This is a genomic window from Gordonia sp. PS3 (genome assembly GCF_041950545.1).
Classification (GTDB): Bacteria; Actinomycetota; Actinomycetes; order Mycobacteriales; family Mycobacteriaceae; genus Gordonia; species Gordonia sihwensis.
Map to the genome: position 1 here is coordinate 960,947 of NZ_CP169524.1, position 20,737 is coordinate 981,683.

General features: G+C 67.7%; 19 protein-coding genes and 2 tRNA genes. 12 read left to right on the forward strand and 9 right to left on the reverse strand.

The window, feature by feature from the left end; all coding sequences use genetic code 11:
• The first annotated feature begins 23 nt into the window (after window positions 1–23).
• The 5 genes from ACE11G_RS04375 (at window position 24) to ACE11G_RS04395 (ending at window position 5,081) form a co-directional block, all read left to right on the forward strand.
• Window positions 24–1,088: a TrkA family potassium uptake protein gene (locus ACE11G_RS04375; protein WP_006895509.1), complete on the forward strand. Its 1,065-nt coding sequence runs from the start codon at window positions 24–26 to the stop codon at window positions 1,086–1,088.
• Window positions 1,088–2,002, forward strand: coding sequence for an NAD(+) diphosphatase (nudC, locus tag ACE11G_RS04380; RefSeq protein WP_006895508.1), 915 nt, complete (start codon window positions 1,088–1,090; stop codon window positions 2,000–2,002). Before ACE11G_RS04375 ends, nudC begins: the two co-directional genes overlap by 1 nt.
• A gap of 45 nt (window positions 2,003–2,047) precedes the next feature.
• Window positions 2,048–2,308 carry a mycoredoxin gene (locus ACE11G_RS04385; RefSeq protein WP_006895507.1) on the forward strand — a complete coding sequence of 87 codons (261 nt, stop codon included), beginning with the start codon at window positions 2,048–2,050 and terminating at the stop codon, window positions 2,306–2,308.
• Between the two features lie 111 nt (window positions 2,309–2,419).
• Complete coding sequence (locus tag ACE11G_RS04390) at window positions 2,420–4,468, forward strand: ATP-dependent helicase (RefSeq protein ID WP_006895506.1); 2,049 nt, start codon at window positions 2,420–2,422, stop codon at window positions 4,466–4,468.
• 346 nt (window positions 4,469–4,814) lie between these two features.
• On the forward strand, window positions 4,815–5,081 hold the full coding sequence (locus ACE11G_RS04395; RefSeq protein ID WP_006895505.1) for a WhiB family transcriptional regulator: 267 nt from the start codon (window positions 4,815–4,817) through the stop codon (window positions 5,079–5,081).
• 15 nt (window positions 5,082–5,096) lie between these two features.
• Here ACE11G_RS04395 and ACE11G_RS04400 read toward each other — a convergent pair whose 3' ends face one another.
• The 3 genes from ACE11G_RS04400 to ACE11G_RS04410 form a co-directional block, all read right to left on the reverse strand.
• Window positions 5,097–6,413, reverse strand: coding sequence for an AarF/ABC1/UbiB kinase family protein (locus ACE11G_RS04400; RefSeq protein ID WP_006895504.1), 1,317 nt, complete (start codon window positions 6,411–6,413; stop codon window positions 5,097–5,099).
• A complete protein-coding gene (locus ACE11G_RS04405) occupies window positions 6,410–7,324 on the reverse strand; it encodes a hypothetical protein (protein ID WP_006895503.1) in 915 nt (304 codons plus the stop codon). Before ACE11G_RS04405 ends, ACE11G_RS04400 begins: the two co-directional genes overlap by 4 nt.
• A gap of 69 nt (window positions 7,325–7,393) precedes the next feature.
• Window positions 7,394–8,839, reverse strand: coding sequence for a zinc-dependent metalloprotease (locus ACE11G_RS04410; protein WP_045539002.1), 1,446 nt, complete (start codon window positions 8,837–8,839; stop codon window positions 7,394–7,396).
• 101 nt (window positions 8,840–8,940) lie between these two features.
• Here ACE11G_RS04410 and ACE11G_RS04415 point away from each other — a divergent pair, with 101 nt between their 5' ends.
• Window positions 8,941–9,981, forward strand: coding sequence for a PDZ domain-containing protein (locus ACE11G_RS04415; RefSeq protein WP_375003798.1), 1,041 nt, complete (start codon window positions 8,941–8,943; stop codon window positions 9,979–9,981).
• A 19-nt stretch (window positions 9,982–10,000) separates the two neighbouring features.
• On the opposite strand, the gene ACE11G_RS04420 is transcribed toward ACE11G_RS04415, so the two are convergent.
• Window positions 10,001–10,567 carry a PPA1309 family protein gene (locus tag ACE11G_RS04420; protein WP_006895500.1) on the reverse strand — a complete coding sequence of 189 codons (567 nt, stop codon included), beginning with the start codon at window positions 10,565–10,567 and terminating at the stop codon, window positions 10,001–10,003.
• Between the two features lie 131 nt (window positions 10,568–10,698).
• Between ACE11G_RS04420 and ACE11G_RS04425 the strand changes: the two genes are divergently transcribed.
• The gene (locus ACE11G_RS04425) at window positions 10,699–13,689 is read left to right on the forward strand and encodes a UPF0182 family protein (RefSeq protein WP_156479471.1); all 2,991 of its coding nucleotides are present in this window, start codon (window positions 10,699–10,701) and stop codon (window positions 13,687–13,689) included.
• Window positions 13,690–13,770: 81 nt separating this feature from the next.
• Here the strand turns inward: ACE11G_RS04425 and ACE11G_RS04430 are convergent, their stop codons facing one another.
• Complete coding sequence (locus ACE11G_RS04430) at window positions 13,771–14,061, reverse strand: hypothetical protein (protein ID WP_006895498.1); 291 nt, start codon at window positions 14,059–14,061, stop codon at window positions 13,771–13,773.
• Window positions 14,062–14,276: 215 nt separating this feature from the next.
• Here ACE11G_RS04430 and ACE11G_RS04435 point away from each other — a divergent pair, with 215 nt between their 5' ends.
• From ACE11G_RS04435 to ACE11G_RS04450, 4 genes are all read left to right on the forward strand, one after another.
• On the forward strand, window positions 14,277–15,524 hold the full coding sequence (locus ACE11G_RS04435) for an MCE family protein (protein WP_375003801.1): 1,248 nt from the start codon (window positions 14,277–14,279) through the stop codon (window positions 15,522–15,524).
• 86 nt (window positions 15,525–15,610) lie between these two features.
• Window positions 15,611–15,684, forward strand: a tRNA-Met gene (locus ACE11G_RS04440).
• 218 nt (window positions 15,685–15,902) lie between these two features.
• Window positions 15,903–15,976 (forward strand) — tRNA-Met (locus tag ACE11G_RS04445).
• A gap of 70 nt (window positions 15,977–16,046) precedes the next feature.
• A complete protein-coding gene (locus tag ACE11G_RS04450) occupies window positions 16,047–16,622 on the forward strand; it encodes a TetR/AcrR family transcriptional regulator (RefSeq protein WP_006895496.1) in 576 nt (191 codons plus the stop codon).
• Window positions 16,623–16,644: 22 nt separating this feature from the next.
• On the opposite strand, the gene ACE11G_RS04455 is transcribed toward ACE11G_RS04450, so the two are convergent.
• Together ACE11G_RS04455 and ACE11G_RS04460 are read right to left on the reverse strand one after the other, a co-directional pair.
• Window positions 16,645–17,475 (reverse strand): cytochrome c biogenesis CcdA family protein, encoded by an 831-nt coding sequence (locus ACE11G_RS04455; RefSeq protein WP_222111172.1) that lies wholly within the window; start codon window positions 17,473–17,475, stop codon window positions 16,645–16,647.
• Window positions 17,476–17,490: 15 nt separating this feature from the next.
• Window positions 17,491–18,198, reverse strand: coding sequence for a DsbA family protein (locus tag ACE11G_RS04460; protein ID WP_045538995.1), 708 nt, complete (start codon window positions 18,196–18,198; stop codon window positions 17,491–17,493).
• 83 nt (window positions 18,199–18,281) lie between these two features.
• Between ACE11G_RS04460 and ACE11G_RS04465 the strand changes: the two genes are divergently transcribed.
• The gene (locus tag ACE11G_RS04465; RefSeq protein WP_006895491.1) at window positions 18,282–18,716 is read left to right on the forward strand and encodes a hypothetical protein; all 435 of its coding nucleotides are present in this window, start codon (window positions 18,282–18,284) and stop codon (window positions 18,714–18,716) included.
• 37 nt (window positions 18,717–18,753) lie between these two features.
• On the opposite strand, the gene ACE11G_RS04470 is transcribed toward ACE11G_RS04465, so the two are convergent.
• A complete protein-coding gene (locus ACE11G_RS04470) occupies window positions 18,754–20,121 on the reverse strand; it encodes an MBL fold metallo-hydrolase RNA specificity domain-containing protein (protein WP_045538993.1) in 1,368 nt (455 codons plus the stop codon).
• Between the two features lie 142 nt (window positions 20,122–20,263).
• On the reverse strand, window positions 20,264–20,587 hold the full coding sequence (locus tag ACE11G_RS04475) for a transglycosylase family protein (protein WP_006895487.1): 324 nt from the start codon (window positions 20,585–20,587) through the stop codon (window positions 20,264–20,266).
• Window positions 20,588–20,737: the final 150 nt, after the last annotated feature.

The following is a 20,737-nucleotide window of genomic DNA, read 5'->3' on the forward strand; positions in this document are numbered from 1 at the left end:
GGCGCGGGCGAGGTGGAGTTCCCGTGCGTGAGCGGTTACGGCGGCGGCGCGGCGGCGGACTGGTGGACGAGCCGGACTACGCGCTCGTCGGCGTCGTCCGGATCCCGGAGCATGAGAAGAGCCCGGCGCGGGCGATCGGCAGGCGCGTGGCGTGGGCTTTGACCGCGCTGCTCGTCTGCTCGGTGGTGGTCTATCTGGATCGCGACGGATACCACGACGCCCGCGACGTCCCGATGAGCTATATCGACGCGCTGTACTATTCGGCGGTCACCCTGTCGACCACCGGTTACGGCGACGTCACTCCGATCACCGAGTCGGCACGATTGGTCAACATCGTCTTCATCACCCCGCTGCGCGTGCTGTTCCTGATCGTGCTGATCGGTACGACCCTCGAAGTCCTGACCGAGCGTTCGCGGCAGGCGATCAAGATTCAGAGCTGGAGGAATCGGGTGCGCAACCACACCATCGTCATCGGCTACGGCACCAAGGGGCGCACAGCGATCGACGCGGTGATCGCCGACGGCGTCAAGCCCGCCGAGATCGTCGTGGTCGACAAGGACCCGAACGCGCTCGAATCGGCGAGTGCTCACGGTCTGGTCACCGTCCGCGGCGACGCCACCAAGTCCGACGTGCTGCGGCTCGCCGGCGTCCAGCACGCCTCCGCGATCGTGGTGGCCGCCAACCGAGACGACACCGCGGTGCTGGCGACGCTGACCGCACGCGAGATCAATCCGCGCGCCAAGATCGTTGCGTCGATCAACGAGGCCGAGAACACCCACCTGATGCGGCAGTCGGGCGCCGACTCCGTCGTGGTCTCGTCGGAGACCGCCGGTCGTCTCCTCGGCATCGCCACCATCACCCCGTCCGTGGTGGAGGTGGTGGAGGATCTGCTCAGCCCAGAAGAGGGTTATGCGATCGCCGAACGTGAGGTGGAACCGTCGGAGACCGGCGGTTCACCGGCGCACACCAAGGATCTGGTCCTCGGTGTGGTGCGCGACGGCAAGCTGTACCGGGTCGGAGACGAACGCGTCGAGGAGATCGAGGTCGGCGACCGACTGCTGTACGTCCGCCAGGGCGGATCGGTCTGATGGCCTCGTTCGAGCTCGTCGAACCGCCGCTGCTGTCGCGGGCGGAGATCGACCGCGCCGACCAGGTGCGCAAAGACCCGGAGCGTCTCGCTGCGGGATGGGCGCAGGCGCGCGTCCTGCCGGTGGACCACCGCGGCCGCTATCCGGTCACCGACCGCGGCGCGCTGCGATGGGCGCGGGCCGCGGAGTACGGTGCTGAACCGGTCGCGGGAGCGGTCTTCCTGGGGGTGGCGGACTGCGATCTGTGGGCCGTTCGGGTGGATGAGGTTCACGAGCCGGTGGCCGATCCGCGAACAGGCGCCCATCTGCTCTCCGCCGACGAGGCGGGACTGCTGGCGACAGCGCTGGGGGTGCTGAACTGGCACCGCACCGCGCAGTTCTCGCCGGTCGACGGCCGCCCGCTCGATCTCGTGCAGGGCGGTTGGCTGCGCCGCGACGGCGGTTCGGGTGCCGAGGAGTATCCGCGCACGGACCCGGCGGTGATCATGCTCGTGCACGACGGAGCCGACCGTGTCCTTCTCGGCCGGCAGGCCGTGTGGCCCGACCGTTGGTTCTCCACGCTGGCGGGTTTCGTCGAGCCGGGAGAGTCGCTGGAGCAGTGCGTTCGGCGCGAGGTGTTCGAGGAGGCGGGGATCCGGGTCCACTCGCCGCAATACCTGGGCTCGCAGCCGTGGCCGTTCCCGAGGTCGCTGATGCTGGGTTTCGAGGCGCTCGGCGACCCCGCCGAACCGCTGACCTTCCGCGACGGCGAGTTGGGCGACGCGAAGTGGTTCCACCGGGACGAGGTGCTCGAGGCGCTGGCGCGCGAAGACGACTGGGGCGCCGACAACCCCGGCTCGCGGCTGATGCTGCCGGGATCGGTATCGATCGCACGGAGCCTCATCACCGGTTGGGCTCGGGCACCGAGGCGCTGATACCCCGCGCCTCCGACGACTCCCGGAATGTGCTGAGATTGCGGCATGAGTGATGCGGCAGCGAACCCGGAACTGACTCTGTACACCACCTCCTGGTGTCCGTTCTGCAACCGGCTGAAGGCCGGTCTGGAACGCAACGGCGTGGAGTGGACCGAGATCGACATCGAGGCCGACCCGGACGCCGCCGAGTTCGTCGGCAGCGTCAACGGCGGCAACCACGTCGTTCCGACCGCTCTCTACGCCGACGGGTCTACGGCGACCAACCCGTCCGTCGGCGAGGTGATGAGCAGGCTCGGCAGGCTGTAGGACGGCCCAGCGCGGGGGCTCGGGCCGCCGGCTGGGCTCCCACGACACTGAGGAACCGGCTCTGAACTGCGGAGACGAGCAGTGTCGCAGGGGCATGAGAACGTAGTAGGCATGACAGTGATCGGGCATCCAGCGGCGGAAGGCGGAGTCACCTCAGGCCTTGATCCAGAACAGCTCGAAGCGGTTCTCGCGCCCCGAGGACCCGTCTGCGTGCTCGCCGGCGCGGGTACCGGCAAGACGCGCACCATCACCCGGCGGATAGCGCATCTGGTCGACTCCGGGCAGGTGAACCCCGAGCAGGTGCTGGCCGTCACGTTCACCGCGCGAGCGGCCGCGGAGATGAGGGAACGGCTGGAGTCGCTCGGCGTCGCCGGACCCGGCAACCGGATCGCCGCCCAGACCTTCCACGCCGCCGCCATGCGCCAGCTCCGCTACTTCTGGCCGATGGCGATGGGCGACATGCGCTGGGAACTGCTGGAGCACAAGTTCCGGATGGTCGGTAGAGTCTCGCGCGAATTGGGCCTCGACGTCGCCGACCGCGATCTGCTGCGGGATCTGGCATCGGAGATCGAATGGGCGAAGTCGTCGGGTCTGGGTCCGGGGCAGTATGCGGAGGCGGCGCGACGCACCCACCGCGACCTTCCGGCCGACCCTGCGACGGTCGCGCAGGTGTTCTCCGCGTATGAGGCGGCCAAAGTCGCGCCGAACGGCGACCGACTGCTCGATTTCGAGGATCTGCTCACCTTCACCACCACGATCCTGCGGTCGGACCCGTCGATCGCCGAAGAGTTCCGGTCCCGCTACCGCAGCTTCGTGGTGGACGAATACCAGGACGTCACTCCCATCCAGCAAGACCTGCTCGACGCATGGCTCGGCGGACGCGACGACCTCACCGTCGTCGGCGACGCGAATCAGACCATCTACAGTTTCACCGGCGCGACGCCGACGTACCTGCTCGACTTCACCCGCCGGTACCCGGAGGCCACGCTGGTGCGACTGCAGCGCGACTACCGCTCCACTCCGGAGGTGGTGAGTCTGGCGAACGCGGTCATCGGCAAGGCCCGCGGCCGCATCGCGGGCACGCGGCTCAAACTCGTGGGCCAACGGCCGTCGGGACCGGAACCGGTCTTCGCCGGATTCGACGACGAGATCGCCGAAGTGGTCGGAGTGGTGGCGAAGATCCGGTCGTTGATCCGCACCGGTGTCCCGGCCTCGGAGATCGCGGTGCTCTACCGGGTCAACGCTCAGTCCGAGGCCTACGAGGAGGCGCTGTCGGAGGCGGGGATCGACTACCAGGTCCGCGGCGCGCAGAGCTTCTTCGAGCGGCCCGAGATCGTGGCGGGGATGCGGCGCCTGACGTCTCTGGCGGCGGGGGCCGCACCCCCGCCGATGGCGCCGGTGGACGCCGTGCGGCATGCGCTGCACTCCGTCGGGCTCACCGAGTCCGAGCCGAAGGGCGCCAACGCGCGTGCGCGATGGCAACAGCTGCTGCGTCTGATGGAGATCGTGGAGTCGATCGCCGGGGAGTCACCAGAACTGGACTTCGCCGGACTGGTGGCAAGGCTCGAAGAGCGGTCGCGGATGCGACACGCGCCGGTCGGTGCGGGCGTCACGCTGTCGTCGATGCACGCGGCCAAGGGCCTCGAATGGGATGCGGTGTTCCTGACCGGACTGCATGAGGGATCGATGCCGCTCGGGCGTGCGTCCAAGACCACCGAAGAAGTCGAAGAGGAGCGCAGGCTCTTCTATGTTGGTGTCACGCGGGCACGTGAACACCTGCACCTGTCGTGGAGTCTTTCGAGAGGGGAGGGGCGGGGCGCCAAGCGTCGTCGTTCCCGATTCCTCGAGGCACTGGTGCCGAATCCGGCCGCCGACCTCGATCCGCTGCCCGAGCGCCGCGACCCCGATCCCGACGTCCTCGCCGCGCTGACCGCCTGGCGCAAGGACTTCGCCGAGTCCGAGGGCATCTCGGCGGTCAACGTGATGAGCGTGTCGATGATCCGCTCGATCGCCACTGCGGTGCCGACTTCGATCGACGAGCTGGCGAAGGTGCGCGGCTTCGGAGCGGAGCGGGCAGACGTGATCGGGGCGCGGATCCTTGACGTGATCGATGCCGCCCTCCCCGGGCGCCGACGCGGCGAAACCGCAGGTAGAAAATAAGTTGTGCGCCGTTGGCGGCGCGCATACAGTACAGAAGTACATCACGCGGTGCGGAGATCCTCTGTGCCGTCCGGAGCCGCACGAGAGAAGGGAATCGACCAGTGAACTGGCAGACAGTACATCTCGCTGCAGCGGCAGCGCCCATGGCGCGAGCGCGCCGGCGATTCCCAGTGGCCCCCGTGGACGGCGATCCGACGTCCTACCGAATGTCTCACTCCTAGAGACCAGCGGAACCTTCGAGGCCACGGCGAATCGCGATAGCGAACCCCGTGGCCTTTCTCATCGCACCACCACGAGTAGGCCCGGGTTCATCAGACCAGCATCTGCGAACGAAAGCCGACCTACTTTGTCTACCTTGACCATTCCCCGAATAGAACTGCCCTGCCAGTCCACCGACTACGACGCCGACCTGTGGTTCGCCGACCGACCGGACCTCCTGGAGGAGGCGAAGAGCCTGTGCCGACAATGCCCACTGCGGACCCAATGCCTCGAGAGCGCGATGGAGCGCGAAGAGCCGTGGGGAGTCTGGGGTGGGGAGATCTTCGAGCGCGGTGTCGTCATCGCGCGGAAGCGGCCCCGTGGCCGTCCGCGGAAGAACGCGGCCGTCGCATGATCGTCGCGTCGCCGCTCAGCTCGCGAGGCCGGGCACCCATTCGTTCAGAATCGCGCGATACGGTGCCTCCGCGTCGAGTTGAGCGGCGATCCCGACACATCCGATGAGGACACGGAAGACCATCACGTACTCGCGTGGAACATTCAGATTCCGCGACGTCTTGTAGACGTCGCCGTTGATGTCGGTGGCCATCCCCGCCGCGCGCTGCAGCCACTTGCGCGTGAAATGGAAGGTGTCGCTGTACAGCGGATCCACGTACGGCTGCAGGTAGTTGGCGAGGTCCTCCGGGCTCACGCGGTCGGCGTGCGAAGCCTGAATGAAGTTGGCGGCCACCATCTCCTCGCGCAGTTCGTCGTACCGCCTGTCACGCGCGAGGGCCAGAATCGGGCCCGTGTTCGCAGGCAGCCCGTCCGGGTAGTGCCCGACGGCACCGAAATCGAGGATCCCGAAACGCCCGTCGTCGAGAACGTAGAAGTTTCCGGGGTGCGGATCACCGTGCAGCATTCCCACACGCGCAGGCGAGCTGATCTCAAAGGTCGTCATCTTGGTGGCGGCGTCGTTGCGCTGCTCCTGCGTGCCCTCGACGATCAGCTTCGACAGCCGGGTGCCGTCGATCCACTCCGAGACCACGACCTTCGGCGCACTCGCCACCACCTTCGGAACCAGGAAATCCGGATCGCCGTCGAAGGCGCGGGCGAACGCCCGCTGGTTGTCGGCTTCGGTGATGTAGTCGAGTTCGTCCTCGGTCCGGTCGATGAGCTCGTCCACCATCGCCTTGACGTCAGTGCCGGGCGAGAGCTTCTGAATCAGTCCCGACATGCGGCTCAGGGTCTTCAGATCGGCCTTCAGGGCATGGTCGGCGCCCGGATACTGGACCTTCACCGCGACCTCGCGGCCATCGGACCACACGGCCTTGTGAACCTGGCCGATGCTGGCGGAGGCGGCGGGCTCGTCGCTGAACTCGCGGAATCGTTCGGGCCAGCGGGTGCCGAGCTGCTGATCGAGCACCTTGTGCACGGATTTGGCGGGAAGCGGCGGCGCTTCCGCCTGCAGCTTGGTCAGCGCTTCCCGGAAGGGCTCACCGAATTCGTCGGGGATCGCGGCCTCCATGATCGAGAGCGCCTGTCCCACCTTCATGGCCCCGCCCTTGAGTTCCCCCAGGACCGCGAACAATTGCTCGGCGGTCTTGTTCATCAACTCGGCGTTGACTTCTTCTCGGCTCTTGCCCGCGATCCGCTTGCCGAACCCGGCGGCAGCGCGCCCGGCCATGCCCAGGGGGAGTGCGGCCAGTTTCGCGTTGCGACGACCCTGGCCGCGTGTGATCTCGCTCAATGGTGTCCTTTCGCCGCGTGATCGAGGATAGTGGAAACCGTTTCGCCCGGTGCACCGCCGCATCGCACGAAGCATTCGCAGCGCGGATGCACCGGTGCCGGGGCGAGCGTCATCCCGCACGGCAGCGGCCGGAACTCGAGCCGCTTTCCGGCCACCGCCGGCGGCGCCGGATCCGCGGCTCGCAGTGCCGCGCCGATCTCGCCGATCTGCGCGTGCGCCATCGCCACCGTCGCCAGACGGGTCGCGGTCCCGCCGGCGCCGGCGACCCCCTGCAGGGTGGCGGCGAGCACCGGCCATCCGGGATCGACGTCGGTGCGGTGCAGCTCGAGGCACCGCAGGCAGCTGGTGGCTCCCGGCAGCACCAGCGGCCCGACGACCCCCACGTCGTCGTGGATGTGCACCGCGAGGTGGGGGATCCGCGCAGACATCAGCGGCTCGTACACGGCCGGGTCGGGAACCGGCTGGTCGGCGAGAACCACCAGCTGCGGCCGGGGCCCGGGACCGCCGAGCGGACCGCGCGGATCGCAGACCTCGGTCCGGTGTCCGTCGAGCGGCAACCCGGACAGCAGCAGCCTGGCGATTTCGCCGTGACCGACGATGCCGATGGCGAGGCGTGCGGATGCAACAGTTTCGGACTCCACCGCCTTGCCCGCGGCGACCAGCCGGTCGAGCATCTCCCAGAACCTCGACGCCGAGAGACCAGACGACCGCAGATCACGGCGCAGATGGCGGTAGCGCTGCGGCGTCCGGAGGCGTTGCAGAAGCGCCGCGACCGCAGCCGTCGACACTCCGCGACCGAGTTCCACCGTGAGCGCGGTCAGCGGGTCGGAGCCGATGTGCAGCCGGCCGTCGGGGCGGATGAGGACCGGTGTGCCGGACGTGAGAACCGGGAGCGCGTCGCGTGCGGGCATGACGACCACGCTGGCAGCGCAGCCGGTTCTCGGCGAACCCGAATTCCACAGGTTCGACGAGCTCTGGAATCAGCGCTGGTCGGAACCCTCGCCGTCGCCGCCGGAAGCTCGGCCGTCGTCGCCTGGCTCGGCGTCACCGTCGCCGCTCTCGGCAGTGAACTGGCGCTCCAACTCGGCGATGGCGTCGTCGATACCGGAGACGTCGCCTCCGACGATTCGGTCGATGAAACCCGCCGGATTGTCGAGGTCGTCGGCGTCGGGAAGCAGGTCCGGATGGCCCCACACACCGTCGCGCGTCGCGATGTCCGACGCCTCGGTGAGCGCCCGCCACAGGGCGGCCGCCTCACGCAGTTTGCGCGGACGCAGATCCAGACCGATCAACGTCGCGAAGGTCTGCTCGGCGGGACCGCCGGACGCGCGGCGCCTGCGCATCGTCTCACTGAGCGCGGCCGTGCTCGGAATCCGGTCTCCGAGCGCATTCGACACCACCAGCTCCACCCAGCCCTCGACGAGTGCGAGCAGCGTCTCCAGACGGCTGAGCGCCGCCTGCTGCGCCGGGGTCGTCTCCGGTTCGAATGAGGCGGCCGAACCCATCAACTCCTCGAGCTTGCCCGGATTGGAGAACAACTCCTGCGGGTCGATCTCCGTCGCCAGATTCTGCAGTCCGCCGAGGTCGATGCGGATGCCGCGGGCGTACTCCTCCACGGTCGCCAGCAATCGCTGCTTGAGCCACGGAACGTGCGCGAACAATCGCACGTGCGCGGCTTCCCGCGCCGCGAGGAAGACGACGATCTCCTGCGCGGGCAGATCGAGTCCCTCGGCGAATCGCGCGATCGCCTCGGGAAGCAGCACCCCGAGACCGTCCGGCGCCAAGGGCAGGCCGATGTCGGTGGAGGTCAATACGCCCCCGGCCAACTGCCCCAGTCCCTGACCCAGCTGGGTCCCGTACATCGTGCCGCTGAGCTGGCCGATCATCGCCATCATCGGGCCGGCGAAAGCCTTCGCCTCCTCGGGCAGACCGGCGTCCATCGTCTTCGACATCTGCTCGGCGATCGGATCGCACAGCGTCCGCCACGTCGGCAGCGTGTTCTCCAGCCAGTCCACGGGCGTCCACGCCGCCGTCGAACGGATCCCCGCGGGCATCGCGGTCTGCTCATCGAGCCAGACCTCCGCCAGCCGGACCGCGTCCGCCACCGCCTGGTGCTCCTTCTCGAGCATCGGAGTGAACGAGCCGATCTGCCTGCGCGCCAGGTTCGCGGCCACGTCGTAGTTGACGGGACCGGAGCCGCCGCCGGCCATGCCCGCGCCCATGCCGCTGAACATGTTCCCGAGTTGACTGAACAACTGACCCAGCTGCGAGGGATCGACCGCGCCGCCTTCGCCCAGCGGGAATCCGAAGGGGTTCGACGGGTCGCCGCCCGGCGTGCCGCCGCCGCTCTGGCCACCGTTGTTCTTGTCCGGGTCGTTCTTGTCCCGGTCGTTCGACGACGAGAACCCGAAGGGCAGATCATTCATACCTTCAACGGTACCGGGCCGAAGCTCGGCACATCTCCCGTCGCTGCGCTCGCCCGGTCACCTGCGGGCTCCGGGAATCGGGCTGCATTACCCTGGGCCGGGTGACCATCAAGCCCGCCCATCGCCGTATCGCCACGATCACCGTCGGCGTGGTAGTCCTCCTGGCGTTCGTCATCGCAGGCATGACGCTTCGGGTGCCGTATGTGGCGCTCGGGCCCGGCCCGACGGTCAACACGCTCGGCGACGTGGACGGCAAACCCGTCGTCGAAGTGACCGGAGCGGTGGATCCGGACCCGAAGGGCAATCTCAACCTCACCACGGTCTCGCTCCGCGACGGATTCTCGCTGTTCCAGGCGCTCGGAATGTGGGCCTCGGGCACGTACGAACTGCAGCCGCGTGAGCTGTACTACCCGCCCGACCAAACGGTGGAACAGGTGCAGCAGCAGAACACCGAGCAGATGAGCGGCTCGGAGACCAACGCGACGATGGCCTCGCTGAACTACCTGCACAAGCCGGTCGCGATCGGCGTCGGCGCCGTCGCGAGCAAGGGGCCGGCCGACGGCAAGCTCGCTCCGCGCGACCGCATCCTCACCCTCGACGGCGTCGCGATCGACGGGCCCAAGGCACTCGCCGACGTCCTCGCCCGGCACAAGCCCGGCGACGAGGTGGAACTGACGGTCCAGCGCGGACCGCAGCGACTGACCCAACAAGTCAAGCTCGGGGCCCGCCCGGACGATCCCGCCAAGGCCTTCCTCGGGGTGACGCCGCAGATGATGGCAGCGGACCCGAATATCAACATCGTGTTCAACGTCGGAGACATCGGCGGACCGTCGGCGGGTCTGATGCTGACCCTCTCGGTGATCGACCACCTGACGCCCGGCGACCTGTCACACGGTCAGTTCGTCGCGGGCACCGGCACCATCGACCCGAACGGCAAGGTCGGCACCATCGGCGGCATCCCGCACAAGATCAAGGCGGCCCGAGACGCCGGAGCGACGGTGTTCCTGGTTCCGGCCGGCAACTGCGATGCCGCGAAGTCCGATGCGCCCGACGGCATCGAACTGGTCAAGGTCGACACGCTGACCGACGCGGTGAACGCGCTCAACACCCTCGGCACCGACGAGGCCCGCCCGCACTGCTGAATCGGCACTGCTGAATCGGTCAGCCGTGCAGAGTCTCGGCGAGAGCGTCGAGCAGATTCGGTGCGATGTCCGGGTGAGTCTGCAGATCCCCCGACTGCTGCTCGCCCTCTCGGAGCGCGAGCAGCGCCACCCGCTGCCCGGTGCGGAGCACCCCCGCCGCGAGCCGTGCCGTCTTCCGCTCGGGATGGCTGTGAGCGGCTCGCCGCGCCGCCTCGTCGGCGGCGTCGGGATCGGCCAGCAGCGGTTCCAGCGCCGCGTCGAGATCGGCCTCGGCGTCGGGCGGCAGCAGGGTGATCTCGGTGACGACCGCCGAGCCCACCACTTGCTCCGGCCACGCGACGGTGGTCAGCAGCTCTTCGAGGTCGGCGGTGCTGGTCTCCTGCACCACCGGGCTCAGAGCGGAGTCGTCGCCGGGATCGACGAGGCCCGGCGCCTGGGACGCGAGCACCGCGGTCGGTACCAGGGCGAACAGTGTCGGCGCCGAGCCCCAGGGCAAGTCGGAGGCGTAGGCGAGGCACTGGGCGAGGGCATTGCCGAGATCGGCTTGGGAGAAGCCGGCGCCTGCGGAATCATCGGAAGACGTCACGCGCCCATTGTGCAGCCTGGACGGTTGCGGCGGAGAACGGAGCCGACTCGGGCGAATCGGTAAGCTGGTCGGCATTGCTGTCGCACGCGCGCGAGCAGAGACGAATCAGGGAGCTTATACAAGTGGTGAGCATGACCGGATCGGGCGGACGGCCGACGTTGTCCCGGAGGGCGAAGATCCTGATCGGGATCGGTGTCGGACTGCTGATCCTGCTGTTGGTGGGTCCGCGAGTGGTCTCACTGATCACCGACTGGCTCTGGTACTCCGACCTCGGGTACTCCGAGGTGATGTCCACCATGCTCACGACGCGTCTGGTGACCTTCCTGGTGGTCGCGGTCGTGGTCTCGGCGATCGTCTTCGGCGGCATCTTCGCGGCCTACCGTGCACGTCCGGACTTCGTGATGCTGGCGAGCCCCACCGACCCGCTGGCGCGCTACCGGACGGCGGTGGGCATGCGGCCCAAGCTGTCGGTTCTGGTGCCGTCGGTGTTCATCGGCATCGTGGCGGGTCTCATCGCCCAGGGCTCCTGGGCCACGGTTCAGATGTTCATCAATCGCGAACCCTTCGGGATCAAGGATCCTCAGTTCGGCCTCGACATCGGGTTCTACTCGTTCTCGCTGCCGTTCTTCCGGATGATGCTCGACATCATCTTCATCTCGCTCGTCATCGCGTTCATCGGGAACCTGATCACGCACTACGTCTTCGGCGGACTGCGGCTCGGCGGCGGCGGACGTCGCGGATCGTTGACGCGGGCGGCACGCATCCAGCTGGCCGTGATCGCCGGACTGTTCATGATCGCGAAGGCCATCGGTTACTGGTTCGACCGATACGACCTGCTCAGCAGCGACCGGCGCGGCGACATCTTCACCGGCGCCACCTACACCGACATCAACTACGTGCTGCCGTCGAAGCTGATCCTGATGGCGATCGCGATCGTCTGCGCCATCGCATTCTTCGCCGCGATCGCCCTGCGCGACCTGCGCATCCCGGCGCTGGCCGCGGTGCTGATGCTGCTCTCGGCGCTGGTGATCGGCGTCGCGTGGCCGGCGGCGATGGAACAGTTCGCCGTCAAGCCCAGCGCCGACACGAAGGAAGCCGAGTACATCGAACGCAACATCGCGGCGACCACCGAGGCCTACCGGATCCGCAACGGCAAGGACGTCGTCTACGACAACGACTGGGCGCGCAGTCCGGCGAATCCGGCCACCGTCAACTCCGACGCAGCGACGCTCTCGAACATCCGCATCCTCGACCCGGCGGTGATGTCGACCGCGTTCTCGCAGCGGCAGGCGCTCAAGAACGTCTACGGCTTCCCCTCGCAGTTGGCGGTGGACCGCTACCCGGTCACCCAGGACGGCGAGACCCAGCAGCGCGACTTCATCGTCGCCGCGCGCGAACTCGATCCGTCGCGCCTGAGCGGCAACCAGAACAACTGGCTCAACAAGCACACCGTGTTCACTCACGGCAACGGGTTCATCGCCGCGCAGGCCAACAAGGTCGACGAGGCACCCAACGGCGACACCAATTCCGACTCCGGCGGACTCCCGGTGTTCCTGGTCTCCGACGTCAACACGGTGAATACACCCGAATACAAGGCGACCGCACCGATCAAAGTCCGTGAGCCGCGCATCTACTTCGGCGAGATGATCGCGAAGGTGAACCCCGACTACGCCATCGTGGGTACGGGCGGCTCGGACGAGGGCCGCGAGTACGACGGAGACAACGAGAATTACCGCTACCGCGCCGATTCCGGCGTTCCCCTCAGCAACTGGGGTACGCGTCTGCTGTACGCGCTCAAGTACGGCGAGCGGAACTTCATCCTGTCCAGCGCGGTCGGCGACCAGTCGCGGATCCTGTACGACCGCGATCCGCGCGACCGGGTCAAGAAGGTGGCGCCGTGGCTGACCACCGACTCCAAGACCTACCCTGCGGTCATGGCCGACGGCTCGATCAAGTGGATCGTCGACGGCTACACGACCCTCGACAACTATCCCTACGCGCAGCGCATGGCCTTGCAGGCGGCGACGGCCGACTCCCGTCAGTCCGACGCCGGGCCGACCGGGCGCGCTCAGCCCGACCGCGAGGTCTCGTATGTGCGCAACTCGGTGAAGGCAACCGTCGACGCCTACACCGGCAAGGTCGAGCTGTACCAGTCCGATGACACCGATCCGGTGCTCAAGACATGGATGAAGGCGTTCCCCGGCACGGTCAAGCCCAAGTCGGAACTCGACAAGCGGCCCGACCTGCGCGCCCACCTCCGTTACCCGGAGGACATCTTCAAGCTGCAGCGCGAGCTGCTCACGAAGTACCACGTCAACGACGGCACCACGTTCTTCAAGTCGAGCAACTTCTGGACCGTTCCCGCGGACCCGACCGTCGACAAGAGCACCGCTCCGCAGCCGCCGTACTACTTCACCGCGTCGGCGCCGGGCAACGAGGCGCTCTCGCAGTTCCAGCTGACATCGGTGATGACCGCGCTCGCGCGGCCGAACCTCGCGGCGTACATGACGGCGGCATCCGACCCGGACGGATACGGCAAGATCACGGTCAAGACGTTGCCGACCACGACCCAGTCGGTGGGTCCGCAGCAGGCGACCGAGGCGATGAAGAACAGCCCGTCGAGCACCCGTGACCGTCAGCTCGTGGAGAACTCCAGCCTGGTGACCTACGGAAACCTGCTCGCACTGCCTGTCGGCGACAACGGAATCCTCTACGTGCAGCCGATGTACAACCAGGCCAAGACCGGGGACTCGGCGATCCCGAAGCTCTACCGCGTGCTCACGTACTACAACGCGGCGGCGGGCAAGGAGAAGGCGAACGCCGGCTATGCGCCGACCGTGGCCGAGGCACTCCGCCAGGTCGGCATCGATCCGAGTGCGGCGACGGAGCCGGAGATCGAGGGAGGGTCGAGCACGCCTGCGCCGCAGAAGCCCGCGCCGAACACCCAGCAGCCGTCGAGTAGCGGCGGCGACGACGCCGCGCGCGACGCGGTGGTGAAGGAGCTCGGCGAGGCGCTCGAGGAGATGCGCAAGGCGCAGTCGAGCGGCGACTTCAAGGCCTACGGCGACGCCCTCGACCGGCTCAACAAGGCCGTCAATCAGTACGAGGCCCTCGGCAACTGAGCCGCGCACATTCGCAAGAATGCCGGCCGATCGGGAATCCGATCGGCCGGCATTCTGCTCGGCAGGGCCCCGCGTCCAGGATCAGGGACGCACTTTGGCCAGATAGCGGGCGATCTCGTCGGGTGTGTTGTCGGGCATCACCGGCGAGTGATGCAGCCGCCTGACGAGGAAGGTGAAGATCATCGCGGAGAAGATCAGGCAGCCGAGTGCGAGCACTCCGTAGGTGATGTTGGTGGGCTTGTTGTCGGGGAGGTCGGCCAAGGTGATGACCCACAGTGCTGAGAAGGCGCCGCCGACCATCAACAGGACGAAGGCCACCAGGCCCATCCAGTGGTTTCCGTGGCCGCTCCTTCTGATCGAGTGATTCGCCATGACTGATCCTCCTAGCTCGTCTGATGATGAATGCCCTGGTAGAGCACCCTCTATCTACCCTCACCATAGCTCAGGAGGTGACAAATATCACATGAAGAATCTGGCTAGCTCGTTTGTCACATACGGTGTCCAGGAGTCGTCGTTGCAGGTGCAACCGACTTACGCTCGGCAGGTCGGATCGTCGGGATTCCGTCAGTCGTGTAGGAAGGTCGCGAATGCCACCCCTGAGCCGTCTGGTGAAACTGCAGCTGGTCGTCGTGATTCTGCTGGGTGTCGGTGCGTCGATCTTCGCGGGCATCCGGTTCGCGCGAATGGACCAGGCGCTCGGACTCAGCGGCTATCGCGTGGTGGTGCACATGCCCGACAGCGGTGGCATCTTCCCCGAAGCCGAGGTGACATATCGCGGGGTCCCCGCCGGTCGCGTCAGCGATATGCGCATCGTCCCCGGTGGCGTCGATGTGGAGCTGACCCTCGATTCCGGCCGGTCGTCGATTCCGGCGTCGTCGGTGGCGGTGGTCGCCAACCGGTCCGCGATCGGGGAGCAGTTCCTCGACCTCCAGCCGCCGTCGGGCGCCGGTCCGTATCTGCGCGACGGCTCGGAGATCTCTGAGGTCGAACTGCCTCCGGCGGTGCAGGACGTCGTCTCGTCGGCCATCGACCTCACCAAGACGATTCCGGTCGATTCGCTCCAATCCGTCGTCCGTGAACTCGGCAGGGCGTTCAACGGCAAGGGGGAGGATCTGTCGAGACTGGTCGATTCGCTGGACACCCTGTCGAAGGACGGACTCAAGAGTCTCGACGACACGATCGGCCTCATCAAGAACTCGAACGTCGTGCTCAAGACTCAGGACGAGCAGTCCGACGAGATCCTCGAATGGTCGCGCGGACTCGACAAGGTGTCGGCGCAGCTGGTCTCGTCCGATCCGGCTGTGCGGCGCATTCTGACCGACGGGCCCCGTGCGGCCTCTGCGCTGTCGGAGTTTCTCGACGAGAACGGGGCCGACACCACCAAGCTGATCGGGCAGCTCGGCGGCACGGTCCACGAGAGCGCGCCGGCGTCCTACGTCACCGGCATGACCTTCGCGATGCTGTCGAGCCTGTCGGCCAGCAGTCACGCCACATCCTCGCCCGACGGATCGATCCGTTTCGGCATCGTCCTGGAGACCGGCAACCCGCCGAGCTGTACTCGCGGCTACGAGTCGACGCAGGCGATGATCGCGCGGATCAAGCGTGAGAAGCCCGACTTCGACATCAACTACGACGACTTCCCGTTCAACACCGAGGTCGGGTGCACCGTGCCCGCCGGAAATCCGACCTCCGTGCGTGGCGCCGCGCGGGCACCGCTCGCGAATCCGAACATCGCGCAGCCGTGGGACGGCAACGCCAAGAAGGACCCCGACAAGCTCAATCTCAACCCGCTCGCCACCCAGCTGGCGGCGCTGATGGGCGTGCATCCGCGCTGAGCCGAGCCCTTCCGGTGGCGTGGATCACCTTGGGATTTCATCGATTTGCCTTCGCTGACGCGGCGTGTGTAACGTAGTCGATGCAACGCGGGGTGGAGCAGCTCGGTAGCTCGCTGGGCTCATAACCCAGAGGTCGTAGGTTCAAATCCTGCCCCCGCTACTAGAAGGAAGACCCGCACCGTCACGGTGCGGGTCTTCTTGCATCCCGGGTGCGGCCACGGTAGTCGGGCTTCAACCCTTCAGCCCCTTCAACCCCTCGACTCGACTCCGCCGCGGGGGCGGGTGGTCGAGGCGGTCTCGGGGATCGGGTACAGTGGACGAGTACGAGTTCGACGGCCAGGATTCAGCATCATCGTCCTGGAAATCGGATCTTACCGACGCGGGGTGGAGCAGCTCGGTAGCTCGCTGGGCTCATAACCCAGAGGTCGTAGGTTCAAATCCTGCCCCCGCTACCGAACCGAGGAGACCCGCACCGTGAAGGTGCGGGTCTCCTCGCATTTCACGCGGCATTAGGCTGGACGCATGCACAGTCTCGGTTCCACCCTTCCTCGCCGCGGTCTCAACGCGCGACAACTGGAGACGGTGGGAAGGCTTCTCGACGCGGGCCTGTCGCTGCTCGAGGAGTCGGCCTACGAGGATCTGACGCTTCGGCTCATCGCCGCCGGAGCGAATGTCTCGCCGGCGACCGCGTACACCTACTTCTCGTCGAAGGACCACCTGTTCGCGTCCCTGTTTTGGCGGCAGGTGGCGCAGGCCCCGGAGCCGGAGCTGTCGGGCGAGGCCGCCGACCGCCTGCACCAGACCGTCCGGTACATCGCCGACGTGGTCGGAGCGTCGCCCACGGTCGCCGAGGCGGCCACCAAGAGTCTGCTCGCCGTCGATCCGGACGTGGCGCGGATCCGCGTCGAGATCGGCACCCACTGGTACGGACTGTTCACGCGCGCCCTGGGCGAGGATGTGGACCCGGCGGTCTTGCGAACACTCATGTTCACCTTCTCCGGTGCTCTGCTGGAGGCGGGGATGGGCGTCATCACCTATGACGACCTGTTCGACCAATTGGATTCGGCGGTGACGGTGATCGCCCGCGGCAACGTCTGACCGCGGCCGCGACGCATGCGGTTCAGTCGGGTTGCCGCTGCCCCCGCCACCACCACACCACGACCGACGTCACGACGGCGATGATGAGCGCGATGTCGACGTCCGGGCGGGCGAGTGCCTCGGCGGCGGTCTGGAGCCGGTCGGCGACGCCGGAGCCGGCCTCGGGATCGGCCAGCCCGACGAAGCCGTCGGTGATCCAGTACGCGCAGCCCGCCGCGATGAGCAGCAGGCCGGTGAGCACCGAAGTGCTGTGCCACGACCGGCCGAGGAAGGTGAACTCGCGACCGCGCAGCAGCGCGCGGCCGCGTTCGCCGAACCGCTGCCACACGAGAGCGATCGTGAACATCGGCGCGACGATGCCGGCTCCGTAGACCGCCAACAGGACGCCGGCGCCCGCGATCGCCCCCTGAGCCGCGGCCAGCGTGAGGACGGCGCCGAGGATCGGGCCGGTGCAGAATCCGGCGGCACCGGAGGCCGCACCGAGAAGCAGGCTGCGGACCAGGCCGGTCCGGCGTTGCGCGGCACCCCGCAATCCCTCGATTCCGGGCACCCGGCCGGCGATGTCGAACCCCCGGCCGAACATCGCCAGCAGGCCGAACGCCACGAGCACCGCGGAGGTGAGGGCGACCACCGCCGAACGATGCTCGGCGAACAACCGACCCAGCGCACCGACGCCGATCCCGACGGGTACCAACGTCGCGACGAGGCCGAGGTAGAAGACCAGCGAATGGATCACCAGCCGCGGCCCGGAACCGGCGGTCGATGCGAAGAAGGCGGGCAGGAGCAGAGCACTGCACGGGCTCAGCAGACTGAGCGCGCCGCCGACGAAGGCGGCTGCGAGTCCCACATTCATGGCTGCACGGTCACCTCAGCGTCCGGCGGCGTCGAGTTCGCTCCGCAGCTTGTCGGTGAAGACCTTCGTCGGCTGCGCCCCGAGGATCGGCTGGCCGCCGAGGATGAAGGCGGGCGTGGAATAAGTGCCCGCGGTGAAGCCGTCACTCGCCTTGTTCCGTACCGCCGACAAGACGGTGCGCGACTCGTAGTCGGTGCGGAAGCGGCCGGTGTCGAGCCTCAACTCGCCGGCGAGGGCGAGCAGTGCGTCGTCGGAGAGCGCGCTCTTCGGGCGCGGCCGGCCGTCGGCGAACAGAGCGGCATGGAACTCGCGCAGATGCCCCTGGAGCGCCGCGGAGTAGGCGGCGCGGGCGGCGCGTTCGGACTCATCGCCGAAGATGTTCATGTCCCGGAGTTCGATGCGCAGATCGCCGGCGTCGGCATAGGGCAGGAGTGCCGGGAGCGTGTCGTGCGACCACTTCGCGCAGTACGGGCACTGGTAGTCGGTGAAGACCACGAGACCGACGGGTGCGTCGACCGGACCGAAGGTCATCGGATCGGTCGGATCACGGTCCTCCCATTCCGAGCGGACCGGCGTCGATGCGGCACTGCCTGCCCGGTCGGCGGAGCCGTCGACCCCGTGCGAGGAACGGATCACCACGAAGGCGATCGCGGCGATGCCCGCCAGCACCGCGACGATCGGCACCAGCCGCGACCGGCGGAGCGATGTGCGGTCAGGGGCCATGCGTGCACCATAGCAACGACGCGGGGGCTCGGCGCCGGGAGACGGGGCGCGGCCGGGCCCGGGCGATCTGCGAGACTTGTGCGATGAATCTGACTCTCACCGCTCAGGTGGCGCTGATCGCCGCGGGTGTCATCTTTCTGTGGGCGCTGTTGCTCGGCGTGTGGAAGTACGCCGCCATCATGCGGAGCGAGACCGGACAGGCACACGTGTACGTCGACATCGCTCACCGCGCCGCACTCATGTACTCCTTCGCCACCGCCTTGCTGGCTGCGTTCGCGCAGTTCAGCGCGTGGTCGACGGCGGTCAACATGGTCGCGCTGATCGTCGTCCTCGTCTTCTTCGTCGGTGCGATCGCGTCCTACTGCCTGCACGGACTGCGACGCGACACCACCAACCAGTTCCACCCGGCGTCGCCGTCGCTGACCGCGTCGATGGTCGCGCTGATCATCGGCGAGGTGGGCGGCAGCGCGGTGATTCTCGCGGGCTTCATCGTCGAGCAGGCCGGCACCTGGGGCTGAGTGTCCCGAGTGGCGTTCCGGTGCGATCGGCGGCGCGTCAGATCAGATCGAACGTCTGGTTCTGGTGTCCGACGGTGGTCCGCCAGCCGAGATCGTGGTCGATCCGATGCCGCATCGACTCCGTGGCGTTGGGTTCGCCGTGAACCAGGAACGTCCGGCGCGGCGCCTCGTCGAAGCCACGCATCCATCGGATGAGCTCGTCGGAGTCGGCGTGCGCCGAGAGCATGTGCAGGTTCTCCACCCGAGCGTGCACCGGCAGCCACTCGCCGTACAGCTTGAGGAAGCGTGCCCCGTCGGCCAGCGACCGCCCGCGGGTGCCGACCGCCTGATAGCCGACCAGGACCACCGTGTTCTGTGAGCCGCCGACGAATGCGGCCAGATGGTGCAGGACGCGGCCGCCGGTCGCCATCCCGCTCGCGGAGAGAATGACCTTCGGGCCGTGGTCGGCGGAGATCTGTTTGGAACGTTCGGGGTCGCGGACGTACTCGGCGATCGCGAACATCTCGTCGACGTGTGCCGCGTCGAGCCGATGCGCCGCCGGATGCGAGCGCATCAGTTCGCCTGCGTTGATCGCCATCGGGCTGTCGACGTAGACCGGCACCCGGGGCAGCAGCCCGTCCCGCTGCAGAGTCCAGAGGTGATAGAGGATCGTCTGCGTCCGACCGACCGCGAACGCGGGGATCACGACGGTGCCGCCGCGGTCGACTGTCTCGGTGATGATGCGCAGTAGTTCGGCGGCCGGGTCCGCGTGGTCTCGCACGCGATCGCCGTAGGTGGACTCGCACACGAGGTAGTCGGCCCGGGGTACCGGCTCGGGATTGAACATCAGGGGGTCGTCGTACCGGCCGAGGTCGCCGCTGAACGCGACGGTGACGCCGCCCCACTCCACCTCGACGGTGGCGGCGCCGAGGATGTGGCCGGCGCCGCGGAACAGCGCTCGGACCTCGCGGGTGGGGGAGAACGACTTGTCCGTGGCGCGCGTGTGGAACTGGGCTATGGTCTGTTCGACGTCGGTGACGTCGTAGAGCGGCCGTGCCGGGGAGTGCCGCGTGGCCCGGTGCTTGTTGGCCAGCATCGCGTCGCGTTCCTGCAGATGGGCGGAGTCGCGGAGGATGATGTCGGCCACGTCGCGCGTGGCGGGGGTCGAATAGATCGGACCGCGGAAGCCGTCGCGGATCAGGCGCGGCAGGTATCCCGTGTGGTCGAGATGAGCGTGGGTGACGATCACCGCATCGAGTGCCTGCGGATCCACCGGCAGCGAGCGCCAGTTGGTCTCGCGCAGGTTCTTGATGCCCTGGAAGAGCCCGCAGTCGACGAGGATCATCCTCCCGTCGCGCTCGAGGAGATGCTTGGAACCGGTGACGGTTCCCGCCGCTCCGAGGCTGGTGAACGAGAGCGTCGACATCCGGTGGCCTCCTCTGATCGCCTTCACCCGAGCCTAGGCCGTGCCGGCCGCGTGGGTCGGGCGACACCGCGAGGCCGGTCGCTGCGACAGCGACCGGCCTCGTCGGAGAGCGCGGTTCCCCGGTTGAGGGGTGCGGGCGTACTTAGAGGTACGCGCCGCAGACCGGCCAGGCGCCGGGGCCCTGGGTGGCGAGCACGTTCTCCGCGACGCGGATCTGCTCCTCGCGGGACGCGTTGTTCGCGCTGCCGGTGCCGCCGTTGGCCTCCCAGGTGGACTGCGAGAACTGCAGACCGCCGTAGTAGCCGTTGCCGGTGTTGATCGACCAGTCGCCGCCGCTCTCGCACTGAGCGACCGCGTCCCAGTTGTGGCCGGTGTCGGCCGAGGCGACGCCGGCGGCCAGGGTCAGCGGGGCGATGGTCAGGGCGCCGGCGATCGCGGCGCGGGTTGCGAGCTTGGTAAGGCTCATCAGGCATTCCTCCTTGGGCGCAGCCCTCGAAAACGGGCTGCGTTCGTGGACGGAAGAGACGCTACGTCGTGAAAAACGTGAGGTCACACCGCGAAGCTGTGGTCGGAGACACAATCCGCTTGCTCTTGCAAGCGTGTAATTCTCAGCAAG